The organism is Pseudomonas gessardii (assembly GCF_001983165.1).
Classification (GTDB): domain Bacteria; phylum Pseudomonadota; class Gammaproteobacteria; order Pseudomonadales; family Pseudomonadaceae; genus Aquipseudomonas; species Aquipseudomonas gessardii.
On record NZ_MNPU01000007.1, the window covers coordinates 120734 to 136338 of the forward strand.

14 protein-coding genes are annotated in these 15605 nt (G+C 61.5%); 10 read left to right on the forward strand and 4 right to left on the reverse strand.

The annotated features are described in order from the left end of the window. Positions 1 to 40: 40 nt before the first annotated feature. The 5 genes from BLL38_RS07815 to BLL38_RS07835 all read left to right on the forward strand — a co-directional run bounded on the left by BLL38_RS07815 (position 41) and on the right by BLL38_RS07835 (position 4276). A complete protein-coding gene (locus BLL38_RS07815; protein WP_076962041.1) occupies positions 41 to 823 on the forward strand; it encodes a MetQ/NlpA family ABC transporter substrate-binding protein in 783 nt (260 codons plus the stop codon). Positions 824 to 1352: 529 nt separating this feature from the next. Then, on the forward strand, positions 1353 to 2018 hold the full coding sequence (locus BLL38_RS07820; protein ID WP_076962042.1) for an amino acid ABC transporter permease: 666 nt from the start codon (positions 1353 to 1355) through the stop codon (positions 2016 to 2018). After that, positions 1999 to 2658 carry an amino acid ABC transporter permease gene (locus BLL38_RS07825; protein WP_076962043.1) on the forward strand — a complete coding sequence of 220 codons (660 nt, stop codon included), beginning with the start codon at positions 1999 to 2001 and terminating at the stop codon, positions 2656 to 2658. The genes BLL38_RS07820 and BLL38_RS07825 overlap by 20 nt, the downstream gene beginning before the upstream one ends. Beyond that, positions 2655 to 3431, forward strand: a complete 777-nt coding sequence (locus BLL38_RS07830; protein WP_076962044.1) for an amino acid ABC transporter ATP-binding protein — start codon at positions 2655 to 2657, stop codon at positions 3429 to 3431. The genes BLL38_RS07825 and BLL38_RS07830 overlap by 4 nt, the downstream gene beginning before the upstream one ends. Beyond that, positions 3428 to 4276, forward strand: coding sequence for a transporter substrate-binding domain-containing protein (locus tag BLL38_RS07835; protein WP_076962045.1), 849 nt, complete (start codon positions 3428 to 3430; stop codon positions 4274 to 4276). Before BLL38_RS07830 ends, BLL38_RS07835 begins: the two co-directional genes overlap by 4 nt. Before the next feature lie 123 nt (positions 4277 to 4399). Here BLL38_RS07835 and BLL38_RS07840 read toward each other — a convergent pair whose 3' ends face one another. Continuing rightward, on the reverse strand, positions 4400 to 5560 hold the full coding sequence (locus BLL38_RS07840; protein ID WP_076962046.1) for an AAA family ATPase: 1161 nt from the start codon (positions 5558 to 5560) through the stop codon (positions 4400 to 4402). A gap of 152 nt (positions 5561 to 5712) precedes the next feature. Here BLL38_RS07840 and BLL38_RS07845 point away from each other — a divergent pair, with 152 nt between their 5' ends. The 4 genes from BLL38_RS07845 to BLL38_RS07860 all read left to right on the forward strand — a co-directional run bounded on the left by BLL38_RS07845 (position 5713) and on the right by BLL38_RS07860 (position 13295). Further along, the gene (locus BLL38_RS07845; protein WP_076962047.1) at positions 5713 to 6816 is read left to right on the forward strand and encodes an efflux RND transporter periplasmic adaptor subunit; all 1104 of its coding nucleotides are present in this window, start codon (positions 5713 to 5715) and stop codon (positions 6814 to 6816) included. Further along, complete coding sequence (locus BLL38_RS07850) at positions 6813 to 7883, forward strand: efflux RND transporter periplasmic adaptor subunit (protein ID WP_076962048.1); 1071 nt, start codon at positions 6813 to 6815, stop codon at positions 7881 to 7883. The genes BLL38_RS07845 and BLL38_RS07850 overlap by 4 nt, the downstream gene beginning before the upstream one ends. Beyond that, the gene (locus tag BLL38_RS07855) at positions 7880 to 10927 is read left to right on the forward strand and encodes an efflux RND transporter permease subunit (RefSeq protein ID WP_076962049.1); all 3048 of its coding nucleotides are present in this window, start codon (positions 7880 to 7882) and stop codon (positions 10925 to 10927) included. The genes BLL38_RS07850 and BLL38_RS07855 overlap by 4 nt, the downstream gene beginning before the upstream one ends. Positions 10928 to 11063: 136 nt before the next feature. Next, entirely contained in the window at positions 11064 to 13295 is a 2232-nt protein-coding gene (locus tag BLL38_RS07860) for a glycoside hydrolase (protein WP_076962050.1), read from the forward strand. Here BLL38_RS07860 and BLL38_RS07865 read toward each other — a convergent pair. Then, on the reverse strand, positions 13286 to 13543 hold the full coding sequence (locus BLL38_RS07865) for an acyl carrier protein (RefSeq protein ID WP_076962051.1): 258 nt from the start codon (positions 13541 to 13543) through the stop codon (positions 13286 to 13288). The genes BLL38_RS07860 and BLL38_RS07865 overlap by 10 nt on opposite strands. Continuing rightward, on the reverse strand, positions 13533 to 14099 hold the full coding sequence (locus BLL38_RS07870; RefSeq protein ID WP_076962052.1) for a hypothetical protein: 567 nt from the start codon (positions 14097 to 14099) through the stop codon (positions 13533 to 13535). Before BLL38_RS07870 ends, BLL38_RS07865 begins: the two co-directional genes overlap by 11 nt. Positions 14100 to 14597: 498 nt before the next feature. Here BLL38_RS07870 and BLL38_RS07875 point away from each other — a divergent pair, with 498 nt between their 5' ends. Continuing rightward, the gene (locus BLL38_RS07875) at positions 14598 to 14903 is read left to right on the forward strand and encodes a DUF6124 family protein (RefSeq protein ID WP_076962053.1); all 306 of its coding nucleotides are present in this window, start codon (positions 14598 to 14600) and stop codon (positions 14901 to 14903) included. Positions 14904 to 14937: 34 nt separating this feature from the next. On the opposite strand, the gene BLL38_RS07880 is transcribed toward BLL38_RS07875, so the two are convergent. Further along, on the reverse strand, positions 14938 to 15573 hold the full coding sequence (locus BLL38_RS07880) for a class I SAM-dependent methyltransferase (protein ID WP_076962054.1): 636 nt from the start codon (positions 15571 to 15573) through the stop codon (positions 14938 to 14940). Positions 15574 to 15605: the final 32 nt, after the last annotated feature.

Below are 15605 nucleotides of genomic sequence, written 5' to 3' on the forward strand. Positions count from 1 at the left end.
GCCGTCACCGACGACCCGGATTTTCGATTAAGGACACTGCATGAAAAAGGTTCTGTTGTTCACCGCCCTGGCGGCGGCCCTGACTGCCGGTATCGCTCAAGCCAACGAAAAACTGGTGATCGCGGCCACGCCGGTGCCCCACGCCGAGATCCTTGAGCTGATCAAGCCGACCCTGGCCAAAGAAGGCGTGGACCTGGAAATCAAGGTCTTCACCGACTATGTGCAGCCGAACGTGCAAGTGGCCGAGAAGCGCCTGGATGCCAACTACTTCCAGACCCTGCCGTACCTGGAAAACTTCAACAAGGGTAAAGGCACCAACCTGGTCACCGTGGTTGGTGTGCACGTTGAACCGTTTGGCGGCTACTCGAAAAAGATCAAGAAAATCGAAGACCTGAAAGATGGCGCCACCGTTGCCATCCCTAACGAAGGCTCCAACAGCGGCCGCGCCCTGTTGCTGCTGCAAAAGGCCGGTGTGATCACCCTCAAAGACCCGAAAAACGCCCTGGCCACACCAAAAGACATCGCCAGCAACCCGAAGAACCTGAAGTTCAAGGAACTGGAGTCGGCCTTGCTGCCACGCGTCCTCGACCAGGTTGACCTGGACCTGATCAACACCAACTACGCCCTGGAAGCCGGCCTCAACCCGGCCAAGGATGCGCTGATCATTGAAGCGTCCGATTCGCCGTACGTGAACTTCCTGGTGGCCCGTCCAGACAACAAAGACAGCGCCGCCATCCAGAAACTGTCCAAGGCCCTGACCAGCCCTGAAGTCAAAGCCTTCATCGAGCAGAAGTACAAAGGCGCGGTGGTGCCGGCGTTCTGATTTGCCAAACCCCCTTCAAGAAATGTGGGAGCTGAGCTTGTGTGGGAGCTGGCTTGCCTGCGATAGCATCACCTTAGTGTCACTGACACACCGAGGTGCCTGCATCGCGGGCAAGCCCGGCTCCCACACAAGCCTGCTCCCACATTGGGTTGGTGTTATGCCTATTAATCCCGGCTGTTGATCGCCCGCCGCAACGCCACCAGCCATTTCACCAAGTCCTGCGGATCAATCGGTTTCGCCTCATTCATCTGTCATTCCCTCGTTGGTTAAATGGCCCTCAGTCTGGCCACGCGCTGTCCTTCCTTGTTGTTCAGCGCTGAAAAAAGACCCTTCCTACGCACCCCAGAACAATAGCTGTCACCTGCGATCCCTGCGAATCCAGAGGTTAGTTTTTTGGGTGATATCAATATGCTATTTAGGTATTTAAATTTTTGTTTTTATACCTTTAAAGTCAGCGCTTGCCGGCGTTACCCACGCTGGACCGGACTGCGTTTACGCCGCATTACCCCTGCGGCGCCCAGGACTTGAAATGACTTTTGACTACGCGTTTATCCTCAGCACCCTGCCGGCGTTTCTCAAGGCCGTGGGGGTAACCCTGCAAGTGGGCTTGATCGCCATCGGCACCTCGCTGCTGGTGGCGCTGGTCAACTCGGCCCTGCTGGTGTTTCGCACGCCTTACCTGTCGCGCCTGGTGGCGCTGTATGTGGAGCTGGCGCGCAACACGCCGCTGCTGATCCAGCTGTTTTTCGTGTACTTCGCCTTGCCGGCCCTGGGCTTGAATATTTCCGGGTTCTGGGCGGCGATCATCACCATGACCTTTTTGGGCGGCGCCTACCTCACCGAAGTGCTGCGCGCCGGTGTGGAAGCGGTGCCGCTGGCGCAGATCGAGTCGGGCAAGTCCATCGGCCTGTCCGACTGGCAGTTGCTGCGCCATGTGATCCTGCCCCAGGCCGGGATCCTCAGCCTGCCGGCGCTGTTCGCCAATTTCATTTTCCTGCTCAAGGAAACCACCGTGGTGTCGGCGGTGGCGGTGCCAGAGATTCTCTACACCACCAAAAGCTACATCGCCCTGTACTACAAGACTTACGAAATGCTCGCCGTGCTCACGCTGATTTGCGTGCTGTTGTTCTTGCCGCTGTCGCTGCTGCTCAGCCGCCTGGAAAGGAGGCTCCAGCATGGCCAGTTCGGGTCTTGAATTGTTATGGGTGTCGTTGCCGCAACTGGGCAAGGGCGCTGCACAAACCCTGTCGATTTCGTTTTTGAGCATCGCCTTCAGCACCATTGGCGGGGTGGTGTATGGGGTGCTGCGCACCTTGAATGTGCGCGCGATCAACCTGCTGTTGCGCATTTACCTGGAATTGTTCCGCGCGATTCCGGTGCTGGTGTGGCTGTACCTGCTGTTTTTTGGCCTGCCGATTTTTACCGGCCTGAGCATTCCCAGTTTTTGGTGCGCGGTGCTGGTGCTGTCGCTGTGGGGCGCCAGTGAAGTGGGCGAAGTGGTGCGCGGCGCGTTGCATTCGCTGCCGCGCGGGCAGCGGGAGGCGGGGCTGTCGATTGGCTTGTCGGCGCCGCAGCTCTACGGCTACGTGCTGCTGCCCCAGGCGCTCAAACGCATGACGCCGCCGACCATCAACGTCTACACGCGGATCATCAAGACCAGCTCCCTGGCGGTGCTGATCGGTGTGGTGGACGTGATCAAGGTCGGCCAGCAAATCATCGAGCGCACCTATGAGTCGGTGTTGATCTACGGCGCGCTGTTCCTGTTTTTCTTCTTTATCTGCTACCCGTTGTCGGCCGCCTCCAAGGTGCTGGAACGGCGCTGGGCCCAAGCATGAGCGCATTGATCGAGTTTCAGGGTTTCAATAAATTCTTCGGCGCACAGCAGGTGCTCAATGGCATCGACCTGAGGGTGCAAAGCGGTGAAGTGCTGGTGATCCTCGGCCCCAGCGGCTGCGGTAAAAGCACCTTGCTGCGTTGCCTCAACGGCCTGGAAGTGGCCCACAGCGGCAGCCTGCGCTTTGCCGGCAAACAGCTGCTGGATCCACACACCGACTGGCGCCAGGTGCGCCAGGACGTGGGCATGGTGTTCCAGAGTTACCACCTGTTCCCCCATATGAGCGTGCTCGACAACATCCTGCTGGGCCCGCTGAAAGTGCAAAAGCGCGAGCCCCGCGAAGCCCGCGAGCAGGCGCAAAAACTGCTGGAGCGGGTGGGGCTCGCCGACAAGCGCGATGCCTTCCCGCGCCAGCTCTCGGGCGGCCAGCAGCAACGCATCGCCATCGTCCGTTCGCTGTGCATGAACCCCCAGGTCATGCTGTTTGACGAAGTCACCGCCGCCCTCGACCCGGAAATGGTCAAGGAAGTGCTGGAGGTGATCCAGGACCTGGCCCGCGATGGCATGACCCTGCTGATTGTCACCCACGAAATGGCCTTCGCCCGCGCCGTCGCCGACCGCGTGGTGTTTATGGAGGCGGGCCGCATCCTCGAACACAACACCCCAGAGGCCTTCTTTACGAACCCGCAGACCGCACGCGCGCAGCAGTTCCTCGAGAAATTCTCGTTTGTTTCAACACTGCCCAAGAAAATCAAGGAACTGGAGCTGATATGAAAAAGTTACTGCTGCCACTGTTTGCCGTCGCCTTACTGGCCGGCTGCGATAAGAAGGCCGAAGAGCCTGTAAAACCTGCGGCTGTCAGCTACATCGACAAGATCAAGGCCCGCGACAAGCTGATCGTCGGCGTGTTTACCGACAAACCGCCGTTTGGCTTTGTCGATGAAGCCGGGCGCTACGTGGGCTTTGATACCGATATCGGCCGCCGGTTTGCCAAGGACCTGCTGGGCGACGAGAACAAGGTCGAGTTCGTGGCCGTGGAGCCGGCCAGCCGTATCCCGTTTTTGCAGAGCGACAAGGTTGACCTGATCCTCGCCAATATGACCGTGACCCCGGAGCGCAAGGAAGCGGTGGAGTTCACCAACCCCAACCTGAAAGTCGCGGTCCAGGCCCTGGTGCCTAATGACAGCACGGTGAAAAGCCTCGACGACCTGGCGACCCGCACCACCATCGTCACCACCGGCACCACGGCTGATATCTGGCTGACCAAGAACCACCCGGACTGGAAACTGCTCAAGTTCGAGAAAAACTCCGAGTCGCTGCAAGCCCTCTCGGCTGGGCGTGGCGATGCCTATGCGCAAGATAACCTGGTGCTGTTCAGCTGGGCCAAACAGAACCCGGGCTATCGCGTGCTGGAAGAGAAACTGGGCGACGAAGCGCCGATTGCACCGGCGGTGAAGAAGGGCAATATCGAACTGCGCGACTGGGTGAATGCCGAGTTGGCCAAGTTGGGTGAAGAGCAGTTCTTGCTCAAGCTGTATGACCAGTACGTGCGCAAAGAACTGAGCGATGAGACCAAGCCTGAGAGTGTGATTGTTGAAGGGGGTAAGTGGCAGGGTTGATCCCCTGCCTCTGTGTTGTTTGATCTACCGCCATCGCGAGCAAGCCCGCTCCCACATTTGATTTGTGAATACATTCAAATGTGGGAGCGGGCTTGCTCGCGATGGCGGCAGTACAGGCGCCGCTTACTGAGGCCAATGCCACGCCGGCTCATCCAACACCCGCTGCCCCACAATCTGCGTCTGGCCCATCACCTTCTCCAGCACAATCGAATGGCATCCCTCGTCCTGCTGCAACGCCGCGATCAAGCGGCTGGCATGGGACACCACCCACACCTGGCATTGCTTGGATGCCTGGATGATCAGGCGCGCCAAGGCCGGCAACAGGTCCGGGTGCAGGCTGGTTTCCGGTTCGTTGAGGACCATCATCGTCGGCGGGCGTGGGGTCAGCAGCGCGGCGATCAGCAGTAGGTAGCGCAAGGTGCCGTCCGAGAGTTCCGCCGCCGACAGTGGGCGCAGTAAGCCTTCCTGATAGAACTCAATGGCGAAACGCCCACCCTGCAACGGCTCGATATGCAAACGCGCGCCGGGAAATGCATCGCTCACCGCCTGCTGCAAGGCCTCGGGGTCGCCGATTTCGCGGATGGTCTGCAACGCGGCTGCCAGGTCGCGGCCATCGTGATGCAACACCGGCGTGCGCGTACCCAGTTGCGGTAGGCGCACCGGTGCATCGGCGTCGCTGCGAAAGTGATCGTAGAAGCGCCAGCCGCGAATGCTTTCGCGCAGTGTCAGGACTTCCGGCGAGCCGCGCAGGCTGCCGACCTGATCGAACAGGCTGTGGTAGTTGGGCGTGTGCTGGGCCAGCACCTCCCAGGCCCGTCCGTCGCGGGCGCGTACCATCGGCCCGGAGCGCTGCACCAGCAGGCTGGCCGGGCGATAGACGTGGCCGGCCCAGATGCATTCTTTTTTGATCTCGGGGTCCAGGGAAAAATACGACTCGCTGGGTTCTGGCAGGCCGAGGGAGATCGCATAGCTGAAATCCTCCCCGGCAAACCCCAGGCGCAAGCGCTTGGCGCCGCTGCGTACGCTCGGTTCCACCGGCACCTCGCCGTTGTGCATGCGCCGGCTGATGCTTTCGGGGCCGGCCCAGAAGGTCGAATCCAGGCCGCCTTCGCGGGCCAGGGCATTGATCACCCCGCCCTGGGCGGTTTCTGCCAACAGGCGCAAGGCACGGTACAGGTTGGATTTGCCGCTGCCATTGGGGCCGGTGATCAGGTTCAGCCGATCCAGCGGCACTACCAATTTATTGATCGAGCGGTAATTGGCCACCGCTAAGGTCTTAAGCATCGAGGGCGTTCCGGGCCGGCATGGAGCCACATCTTATCGTGTAGAAGAACACCACCGCAGGCCTGCAAATCACTTAGGCGAAGGCGGAACCCTGAACTAAGCTCACAGTCGCATACACACTGGCACGTCAGTATCACGCGAAAGGAGCCTGCATGGGCGGTCCCACCTCAACAGTTATTTGTGGCGTAGCCCTGCTGGCATTGCTCAGCGGCTGTGGCCAGGAAAAACCTGAGCCCAAGGCCCACTCCAGGGTGTTTGTGCAAACCGTGCAACCGGTCGATTTTGCCGCGGCGGTGACCCTGACCGGGGATATCCAGGCGCGGGTGCAGACCGATTTGTCGTTTCGCGTGGGCGGTAAGATTATCCAGCGCATGGTCGATGTGGGTGACCGTGTGACGGCCCGGCAAGTGCTGGCCAGGCTCGATCCCAAGGATTTGCAGACCAATGTGGATTCCGCCCAGGCCCAGGTAGTGGCGGAACAGGCGCGGGTCAAACAGACGGCGGCGGCCTTTGTGCGCCAGGAAAAACTCCTGCCCAAGGGCTACACCAGCCGCAGCGAATACGACGCCGCCCAGGCCGCGCTGCGCAGCAGCCAAAGCGCCCTGGCGGCGGCACAGGCGCAGTTGGCCAATGCCCGCGAGCAACTGGGCTACACCGCGTTGATCGCCGAGGCGCCGGGGGTGATTACCGCGCGCCAGGCCGAAGTCGGCCAGGTGGTGCAGGCCACCGTGCCGATTTTCAGCCTGGCCCGCGACGGCGAGCGCGATGCAGTGTTCAACGTCTACGAATCGCTGCTGGCGGAGCCACCGCCGGATGTGCCAATCACCGTCAGCCTGCTGGACAACCCGAGCATCAAGGCCGTGGGCCGAGTGCGTGAAGTGACCCCGGCCGTTGCCGCCAGCAGCGGCACGGTGCAGGTGAAGATCGCCCTGGAGGCCTTGCCCAAGGGCATGCAACTGGGCTCGGTGGTCAGCGCCACCGCCAACGGGCAAGCCAGGGCCAGCATCGAACTGCCCTGGGCGGCACTGACCAAAGACCTCAGCGAGCCTGCCGTATGGCTGGTGGACGATGACGGCAAGGCGCAATTGCACAAGGTCACTGTCGCGCGCTACCTGACCGGCAAAGTGATCATCAGTGACGGCCTCAAAGGCGGCGAAAAAGTCGTAGTGGCCGGTGGGCAATTGCTGCACCCGGGCATGGTGGTGGAGATCGCCCAGGCGCCGGACCCGGCCCAGGCCAAGGGGGTGCAGCCATGAAGCGCCTGACGCTGCTCCTCGCCAGCAGCCTGTTGTTGATCGCCTGTTCCAAGGAAGAACCGGCGCCGGACCCCGTGCGCCCGGTGCTCTCGGTCGAGGTGAAAGCCGAAGACCAGGCCCACCTCGGGCGTTTTGCCGGCAGCATCCAGGCGCGCTATGAAAGCAACCTGGGCTTCCGGGTGCCAGGGCGTATTGCGCGGCGCGCGGTGGATGTGGGCGCCGAAGTTGACAAGGGCGCCTTGCTGGCCGTGCTCGATCCCACCGACCAGCAGAACCAGCTGCGCGCGGCCCAAGGCGACCTGGCGCGGATCCAGGCGCAATTTATCAATGCCCAGGCCAATGCGCGCCGCCAGCAGGAACTGTTCAACCGTGGCGTCGGCGCCCAGGCGCAACTGGACATTGCCCAGACCGACCTGAAAACCACCCAGGCTTCCCTCGACCAGGCCAAGGCCTCGGTGGACCAGGCCAGGGACCAGCTCAACTACGTCGAGTTGCGCACCGACCATGGCGGCATCGTCACCGCCTGGAATGCCGAAGCCGGCCAGGTGGTCAGTGCCGGCCAGCAAGTGGTGACGCTGGCCCGCCCGGATATCAAGGAAGCGGTGATCGACCTGCCTGCCGGCCTCGCCGAGCGCCTGCCGGCCGATGTGGTGTTCCTGGTGGCCAGCCAGCTGGACCCCAGCGTCAACACCACCGCCACCGTGCGCGAGATCGAACCCCAGGCTCAAAGCGCGACCCGCACCCGTCGCGCACGCCTGACCCTGGCCCAGACACCCCCGGCGTTCCGCCTGGGCACGGCGATCAGCGTGACCTTGAGCTCGACCATCGCCCCGCGCATCGAACTGCCTGCCAGTGCGGTGCAGGATGTCGAGGGCAAGACCCGTATCTGGGTCGTCGATAGACAACAACAGAGCGTGCAGCCCCGTGATGTGACCCTGGTCAGCCGCGACGCCAGCCATGTCGTGCTCAGCGGCGGCGTGCAGCCTGGCGAGCGTGTGGTCAGCGCCGGGGTCAACAGCCTCAAACCCGGACAAAAAGTCAAAACCGACGAGGACAGCCCGCGATGAAAGGGAGCTTCAACTTATCCGACTGGGCGCTCAAGCATCAGTCCTTCGTCTGGTACCTGATGTTCGTCGCGCTGTTGATGGGCGTGTTTTCCTACATGAACCTGGGGCGCGAGGAAGATCCGTCCTTCACCATCAAGACCATGGTGATCCAGACCCGCTGGCCGGGCGCGACCCAGGAAGAAACCCTTAAGCAGGTCACCGACCGCATCGAGAAAAAGCTCGAAGAGCTGGACTCCCTGGACTATGTGAAAAGCTACACCCGGCCCGGAGAATCCACGGTTTTTGTGTTCCTCAAGGACACCACCAGCGCCAAGGCGATCCCCGAGATCTGGTACCAGGTGCGCAAGAAGATCGACGATATCCGCGGCACCTTCCCCCAGGGCTTGCAGGGGCCGTCGTTCAACGACGAGTTCGGTGATGTGTTTGGCTCGGTGTATGCCTTTACCGCCGATGGCATGTCGATGCGCCAGTTGCGTGATTACGTCGAACAGGTGCGCGCCGAGATCCGGGCGGTGCCGGGGCTGGGCAAGGTCGAGATGATCGGCCAGCAGGACGAAGTGATTTACCTGAATTTTTCCACGCGCAAACTGGCTGCCCTGGGGATTGACCAGCGCCAAGTGGTGCAGAGCCTGCAATCGCAGAACGCGGTGACCCCGGCCGGGGTGATCGAGGCCGGGCCGGAGCGGATTTCGGTGCGCACCTCGGGGCAATTTGCCTCGGAAAAGGATTTGGCCGACGTCAACCTGCGGCTCAATGACCGCTTCTATCGCCTGGCAGATATCGCTGATATCAGCCGTGGTTATGTGGACCCGGCGCGGCCGCTGTTTCGTTTTAACGGCCAGCCAGCCATTGGCCTGGCCATTGCCATGCAGAAGGGCGGCAATATCCAGGAATTCGGCAAGGCCCTGCACCAGCGTATGGACGAGCTGACGGCCGACCTGCCGGTGGGCATCGGCGTGCACAAGGTGTCGGACCAGGCTGAAGTGGTGGAAGAGGCCGTCGGCGGCTTCACCAGTGCGCTGTTCGAAGCGGTGATCATCGTGCTGGTGGTGAGCTTTATCAGCCTGGGCCTGCGCGCCGGGCTGGTGGTGGCGTGCTCGATCCCGCTGGTGCTGGCGCTGGTGTTTGTGTTCATGGAATACAGCGGCATCACCATGCAGCGGGTGTCGTTGGGCGCGTTGATCATCGCCCTCGGCTTGCTGGTGGATGACGCGATGATCACCGTGGAAATGATGATTACACGCCTGGAAAAAGGCGAGACCCTGGAGCAGGCGGCGACTTTTGCCTACACCTCCACCGCATTCCCGATGCTCACCGGCACCCTGGTGACCGTGGCCGGGTTTGTGCCGATTGGCCTCAACGCCAGCTCGGCGGGCGAGTACACCTTCACCCTGTTTGCAGTGATTGCCGTGGCGATGCTGGTGTCGTGGGTGGTGGCTGTGTTGTTTGCGCCGGTGATCGGCGTGCATATCCTCAGCAGCAAGGTCAAACCCCACAGTGACGAGCCGGGGCGGGTCGGGCGGGTGTTCAATGCCGGCATGCTGTGGGCCATGCGCAACCGCTGGTGGGCGATTGGCCTGACGGTGCTGCTGTTTGCGGCGTCGGTGTTCTCCATGCAGTTTGTGCAGAACCAGTTTTTCCCGTCGTCGGACCGCCCGGAGATCCTCGTCGACCTCAACCTGCCGCAAAACGCCTCGATCAATGAAACCCGCAAGGCCGTGGACCGCCTGGAAGCGATCATCAAGGACGACCCGGATATCGCACGCTGGAGCACCTACATCGGCCAGGGCGCGATCCGTTTCTACCTGCCCCTGGACCAGCAACTGGAGAACCCGTACTACGCGCAGTTGGTGATCGTCAGCAAGGGCGTGGAAGAGCGCGGCGCGCTGATCGAGCGCCTGCAACAGCGCTTGCGCGATGACTTCGTGGGTGTCGGCAGTTTTGTCCAACCCCTGGAAATGGGCCCGCCGGTCGGGCGGCCGATCCAGTACCGGGTGTCTGGCAAAGACATCGACCAGGTGCGCAAGCACGCGATCGAGCTGGCGACGTTGCTGGATAAAAACACGCACCTGGGCGAGATCATCTACGACTGGAACGAGCCGGGCAAAGTGCTGCGGATCGATATCGCCCAGGACAAGGCGCGCCAGCTCGGGCTGTCGTCCGAAGACGTGGCGCAATTGATGAACAGCGTGGTCAGCGGCGCGGCCGTGACCCAGGTGCACGACGATATCTACCTGATCAACGTGGTCGGCCGCGCCGAAGATGCCGAGCGCGGCACCCCGGAAACCCTGCAGAACCTGCAGATCGTCACCCCCAGCGGCACCTCGATCCCGCTACTGGCCTTTGCCACCGTGCGTTACGAGTTGGAGCAGCCGCTAGTGTGGCGTCGCGACCGCAAGCCGACCATCACCATCAAGGCCGCCGTGCGCGACGAGATGCAGCCGACCGACCTGGTCAAGCAGCTCAAGCCTGAGATCGACAAGTTCAGCGCCGGCTTGCCGGTGGGCTACAAGGTCGCTACCGGCGGCACCGTGGAAGAAAGCGGCAAGGCCCAGGGCCCGATTGCCAGTGTGGTGCCGTTGATGCTGTTCTTGATGGCGACCTTCCTGATGATCCAGTTGCACAGCGTGCAGAAGATGTTCCTGGTGGCCAGCGTGGCCCCGCTGGGCCTGATTGGCGTGGTGCTGGCGCTGATTCCCACGGGCACGCCCATGGGCTTTGTGGCGATCCTGGGGATCCTGGCGCTGATCGGCATCATCATCCGCAACTCAGTGATTCTGGTGACGCAGATCGATGCCTACGAGCAGGAAGGTTACACGCCGTGGGACGCAGTGGTGCAGGCCACCGAACACCGGCGCCGGCCGATCCTGCTGACGGCGGCCGCCGCCAGCCTGGGCATGATCCCCATTGCCCGGGAAGTGTTCTGGGGGCCGATGGCCTACGCGATGATCGGCGGCATCATCATCGCCACCTTGCTGACACTGCTGTTTTTGCCGGCGCTGTATGTGGCCTGGTACAAAATCCGCGAGCCCAAGCACAGCTGAACATGGTCCCATCACACAAGCCTCGTAGCGGCGACGGGCTTGGTGTGGTGGGAAACGTCTCTAAATTCCCCGCGCGTGCCTTCCTGGTAACGAATTGTTTTACCCTCGCCCTTTCGTTCCCGTGAAGGCCTGCGCCATGACCCTTTGCCTACGCCGTGCCTGGCTGGCCTGCGTGCTCCTGCTCTCGCCCCTGGCCGTGGCCGGCACCGTGCTGGAAAACCCCCAGTGGCGCATCGAACTTGATGCGGCGACCCTGGCCATGCGCGTGACCCCTGCCGGCCGCGAGCCGGTGCAGGCCTCCAGCGGCGTGGCGGCCCATACGGTCAGCCAGTTGCAACAGTCCACTCAACACGCCAACTGGCAATGGGATAAAGGCGCCTACCGCCTGAGTGCCACCCTGGAGCAGCGCGACCTGGTCCTGACCATCACCGCCCGCGAGGCCGGCGAGTTGGAGATTATCCGCCAGCCTGCCAGCGCCATGGGCAAGGGCTTGATCTGGCCGCTCGCCGAGGGGCATTACATCCCCGCCGGCAATCGCCTCTGGCAAGACTTCCTGCTGGAGTATGGCGATATGAACAGCACCCAGGACCTCAGCCTGCCGTTATGGGGCGTCGATCACGAACGCTTCACCCTCAACTGGCTGCTGACCAACCCGTATAACAACCGCTTGCAGTGGCAGGCCGAGGGCCCGCGCCTGGGCTTGTCGCTACGCCATGAATTCACCGCCCTGGACCCCAGCGCACCGATGACCCTGCGCCTGAACCTGGGCGAGGCCGACATGCTGGCCGGTGCCAAACGCTACCGCCAGTGGCTGGTGGAGCAGGGGCTCTATGAGCCGCTGGCAGACAAACTGCAACGCCTGCCGGCCGGCGAAAAGCTGTTGGGGGCCAGCCATGTGTACCTGTGGGGCAATGACCTGCTGGGCCTTGGCGATGTGAGCGATTGGGCACAGTTGCGCACATTGCTGCGTGCGCCTGAGGGGTTGGGCGCGCAACTCAATGACCTGCTGGACCCTGAAGCGGCGCAGGTGGTGCAAGCCCCCCAGCCGTTCCTGGATCGCTACCAGCAAGCCGTGCTGCTCAGAGGGCTCAACGCGGCACTTAACAAAAAGGCGCGCCAGGCTTGGCAAGCCAGGGCCGAGCCCGATATGCACGCGCTCGTCGAAGGCTATGCTGCGGTCCGTCAGGCCTTGGCGGTGGCGTTTGCCAGCGCCTTGAGCACAGCCCCTGAAACCTGGGGCAGCACATTGTCCGCCACAACCCTAAAGACGCTGGAGGACAGTGGCCTGCAACGCCTGCTGCTGACCCTGGGCGAAGGCTGGGAGGGTGGGCTGTGGCACCCCGAGGCCGTGCGCGCAGGCGTCGAGGCCGGGTATTTGATGGCCCCTTACGACGCCTATCAAACCGCCCTGTCAGACACCGAAAACCCCGACTGGATCACCGCCCACCTGGGCAGCCGTGCCTATCGCGACTGCTCGATCATGTTAAAGAACGGCCAGCTCAAGACCGGCTTCCAGAAGTCCGGGCACTACACCGACCCGCGCTGCGTACGCCCGCTGCTACAGGCGCGGGTGACGGCGGTGCAGGCCAGGGCCGGGTTCAATGCCTGGTTTCTCGATGCCTACGCCACCGGCATGCTGTTTGACAGCTATCGCTCGGTACTGGGCATGACCCAGGCGCAGAACGCCGAAGGCAATATCGACGCGGCGCGCTGGATCGCCAGCCAGCTCCAGTTGCCGGTGGGTTCCGAAGACGGCAACGCCACCACCGCCCGTGGCGTGCTGTTCGCCCATGGCATGCAAACCCCGGTCATGGGCTGGGGCGACCGCGAGATGACCCAGGACAAGCAATCGCCGTACTACGTGGGGGCCTGGTACCCACCAGAGGAACCGGCAGTGTTCTTCAAGCGCGTGCCCCTCAAAGAGCCGCTGCGCACGGTGTACTTTGCCCCGGCGATGCGCCTGCCGTTGTATCAGGCGGTGTTCCATGGCGCGGTCATCACCAGCCATCACTGGCTGTTCGACAGCCTGAAGCTGAGCAATGTGCAGGGGGAGAACGAACTGACCCAACTGCTCTACAACGTGCCGCCGTTGTATCACCTGAGCGCTGCTACGTTGCAGCAGCGCTTGCCGATGATCCAGCGCCAGGATGGGTTCTTCCGGCCGTTGCATGAGCGGCTGGCGACCCAGGCAATGACGGATTTTCGCTGGCTGAGCAGCGACCGGCTGGTGCAGCAGACCACGTTTGCCGATGGCACGCGGCTGGTGGCCAATTTTGCGCAGGAGCAGAGGGACGGGTATCCGGGGCGCAGTGTGACGGCGCTGGTGGTGGGGGCAGAGCCGGTGGTGTATCAGTTGCCTCACCGCTGACATTGAACAATCAAATCGACAATTTGCTGGAGAGTCGTGATGTGATCCCAATCATCCTGAGTCGCTTGCAATTTGAATTGCCATTTGATCTGCATGACAAAGCAGGTCAGATCTTCATCAATGATCTTAAAGTCGTGGATGAAGTCCGTTTGTTCCGTCACCTGGCTTCGGTCGATAAAGCCAATGATATCGACGAAAAGCTGGATCACTTTTTCACTAATCTCGGCTCTGGTCAGGTTACTTTCCATTTCTTGCCTCATAGGCACACTTACCAATACTAATTAGATCAAAAACAGCCAAACCCGCAGCAACGAAGGGAATGCCTCGCCCGAGAATGCCAAATACCCGGACGGTACCAAAAGTTGCTTTTGCCATGCTGGCCAATGTCGGCTGCCTGATCAGTGTACGAGGGAAAAAGCGCATTCCAATGAGGCTAGCCAGGTTTGTTGTTTTGCTGGAGCCCACGTGGACCCAGGTTCCCACAGCAATTTTGCTGATGGGTATGCCCGCTGCACCGGTTAGAACCGTTGCTACCGTCAAACCGTAGTGTTGCTGTGTGCACTTCCAGAGCTCGTCAAAAGTAGTGTTGGGTGCCGAAGAATCGGAATGAAGGGGCCTGAGTAACTTGTAACTCGCGCCATGCGTCCAGCTTGGTGCATTAGGCAAAACCATGACTGCCGGGCAGCTTGTCATCGTATTTCCCAGATGAAACGCCATGCTGGCAGTTGAGCCGAAATCTATGCCGTTTCGTTCCAGCTCAAGCTGGCTTCGCATGATTGCCGAATGAAGATCGCTTTCCTGCATGACGTAGTCCCTGTACGTAAATGACAGGCGAGATGTTAAGTCGCAGTAAAGGACGATAAGCGGGAAAGGGGTAAATCCAGAAAGCTCCGACGTGACAATAGGGCTAAGCCTACTGACTATTCAGAAGACCGGTAAAAGCCTCGATACAGCACGGGTTTTTCAATGGCCAGCAAGACCGATCTCTTTCATTCGCGGGACGTTTCCTAGAGAATTCCACGGCCTTGTTTCCGTTGGATCAGGTCGATAATCTCGGCCGGTCTTCGAGCATTCGATGACCGGACGTGCAAGTCCGACGGCAAGTATGATCCACACATCAAACAGCTCAACGCTCGGTTTTTATGCTTGGCGTCTGCCCGTAATGGCAGCTGTGCGAGGGAGGCCTTCGGGTCTGCTGGGTTTCGCTTCTTGCCCCGGTCTTGCACACCTTCGTACAGTTGCCACCCTAATTCGCGTGCAAGCGGACGGTGGCAACTTCTTCCTTAGCAAGAGGTGTTCACCATGGTCAAAATCACCCCCGACCCGCCCCATTCCCACAAAGACTTCCTCAGCGACAATGCCCTCACCCGTCGCGCCATCGACTACTACCTGAAAGCCAGTGCGCCTGACGCCGCCCCTTACCTCATCAATGACAACCTCAGCTTTGAAGAGGCTCTGGCCCGCGCCGCCGATCTGCTGCATTGCGCGGTGACAACCGCCCAGGTAGGCCATGACGCCATGAGCGGGCATCAAAGGGCGGTGATGCACCTGGTAGAAATGGCCAAGGTGGTGGTGGATCAATCGTTGGATTGTTTACAACCGCGCTAGGCACCACAGAACCCATGTGGGAGCAGGCTTCAAATCAGGCACCGCCGGCCTTACGCCACACACTGGCCAACCAGGGCTGCTGCTCGCGCGGCAGCCCCGCCGGGCGATAGTAGTGCTCCAGCTCCACAAACCCCGCCGTGGTCAGCAGCGCCTGCCAGGCCGCAAGGTCGTGATATGAGCCATAACGCGGCCCGTTCCAGCCCTCCTGGTTTTCCCCCCTGGGGTTGGAGCTGAACAACACCCCACCCGGTTTCAACGCCCCATGCAGCTGCTTGAGAATACGCGGCAGTTCCTGCTTGGGAATATGAAACAGCACCGCATTGGCAAAGATCCCATCGAAGCGCCCGGCCGGCAGGTCAAGCTTGAGGAAGTCCTGGTGCAGCACCTCGCAGCCGCTGTCCTGGCGCGCCATCTGCGCAAACCGCTCGGCGCCATCCAGGCCCACGGCGATATGCCCAAGCCGGGTAAAGGTCTGCAAGTCCCGCCCCGGCCCGCAGCCGAAATCCAGCACGGTAAACGGTGCCTGCGCCTGGATATGCCGCAGCAAGGCGTCGATGTTCTGGCTCACATCGTGGTCGCGGGTGCCTTCACGGAAGTCCTCGGCCACAGTGTTGTAGTGGCCGAGGGTGGTGGCGGTGATCTGGTCGAGGTCGTCGGGCTTGAGGGGCATGATGGGCAATACCGGGCGCTGAGATAGCCCGA

Bases quoted from the DNA above. Each gene is read 5' to 3' on its own strand.
- BLL38_RS07850 (WP_076962048.1), top strand. From the start codon at position 6,813: ATGAAGCGCCTGACGCTGCTCCTCGCCAGCAGCCTGTTGTTGATCGCC.
- BLL38_RS07880 (WP_076962054.1), bottom strand. From the start codon at position 15,573: ATGCCCCTCAAGCCCGACGACCTCGACCAGATCACCGCCACCACCCTC.
- BLL38_RS07825 (WP_076962043.1), top strand. From the start codon at position 1,999: ATGGCCAGTTCGGGTCTTGAATTGTTATGGGTGTCGTTGCCGCAACTG.
- BLL38_RS07815 (WP_076962041.1), top strand. From the start codon at position 41: ATGAAAAAGGTTCTGTTGTTCACCGCCCTGGCGGCGGCCCTGACTGCC.
- BLL38_RS07820 (WP_076962042.1), top strand. From the start codon at position 1,353: ATGACTTTTGACTACGCGTTTATCCTCAGCACCCTGCCGGCGTTTCTC.
- BLL38_RS07870 (WP_076962052.1), bottom strand. From the start codon at position 14,099: ATGCAGGAAAGCGATCTTCATTCGGCAATCATGCGAAGCCAGCTTGAG.
- BLL38_RS07840 (WP_076962046.1), bottom strand. From the start codon at position 5,560: ATGCTTAAGACCTTAGCGGTGGCCAATTACCGCTCGATCAATAAATTG.
- BLL38_RS07830 (WP_076962044.1), top strand. From the start codon at position 2,655: ATGAGCGCATTGATCGAGTTTCAGGGTTTCAATAAATTCTTCGGCGCA.
- BLL38_RS07855 (WP_076962049.1), top strand. From the start codon at position 7,880: ATGAAAGGGAGCTTCAACTTATCCGACTGGGCGCTCAAGCATCAGTCC.
- BLL38_RS07865 (WP_076962051.1), bottom strand. From the start codon at position 13,543: ATGGAAAGTAACCTGACCAGAGCCGAGATTAGTGAAAAAGTGATCCAG.
- BLL38_RS07845 (WP_076962047.1), top strand. From the start codon at position 5,713: ATGGGCGGTCCCACCTCAACAGTTATTTGTGGCGTAGCCCTGCTGGCA.
- BLL38_RS07835 (WP_076962045.1), top strand. From the start codon at position 3,428: ATGAAAAAGTTACTGCTGCCACTGTTTGCCGTCGCCTTACTGGCCGGC.
- BLL38_RS07860 (WP_076962050.1), top strand. From the start codon at position 11,064: ATGACCCTTTGCCTACGCCGTGCCTGGCTGGCCTGCGTGCTCCTGCTC.
- BLL38_RS07875 (WP_076962053.1), top strand. From the start codon at position 14,598: ATGGTCAAAATCACCCCCGACCCGCCCCATTCCCACAAAGACTTCCTC.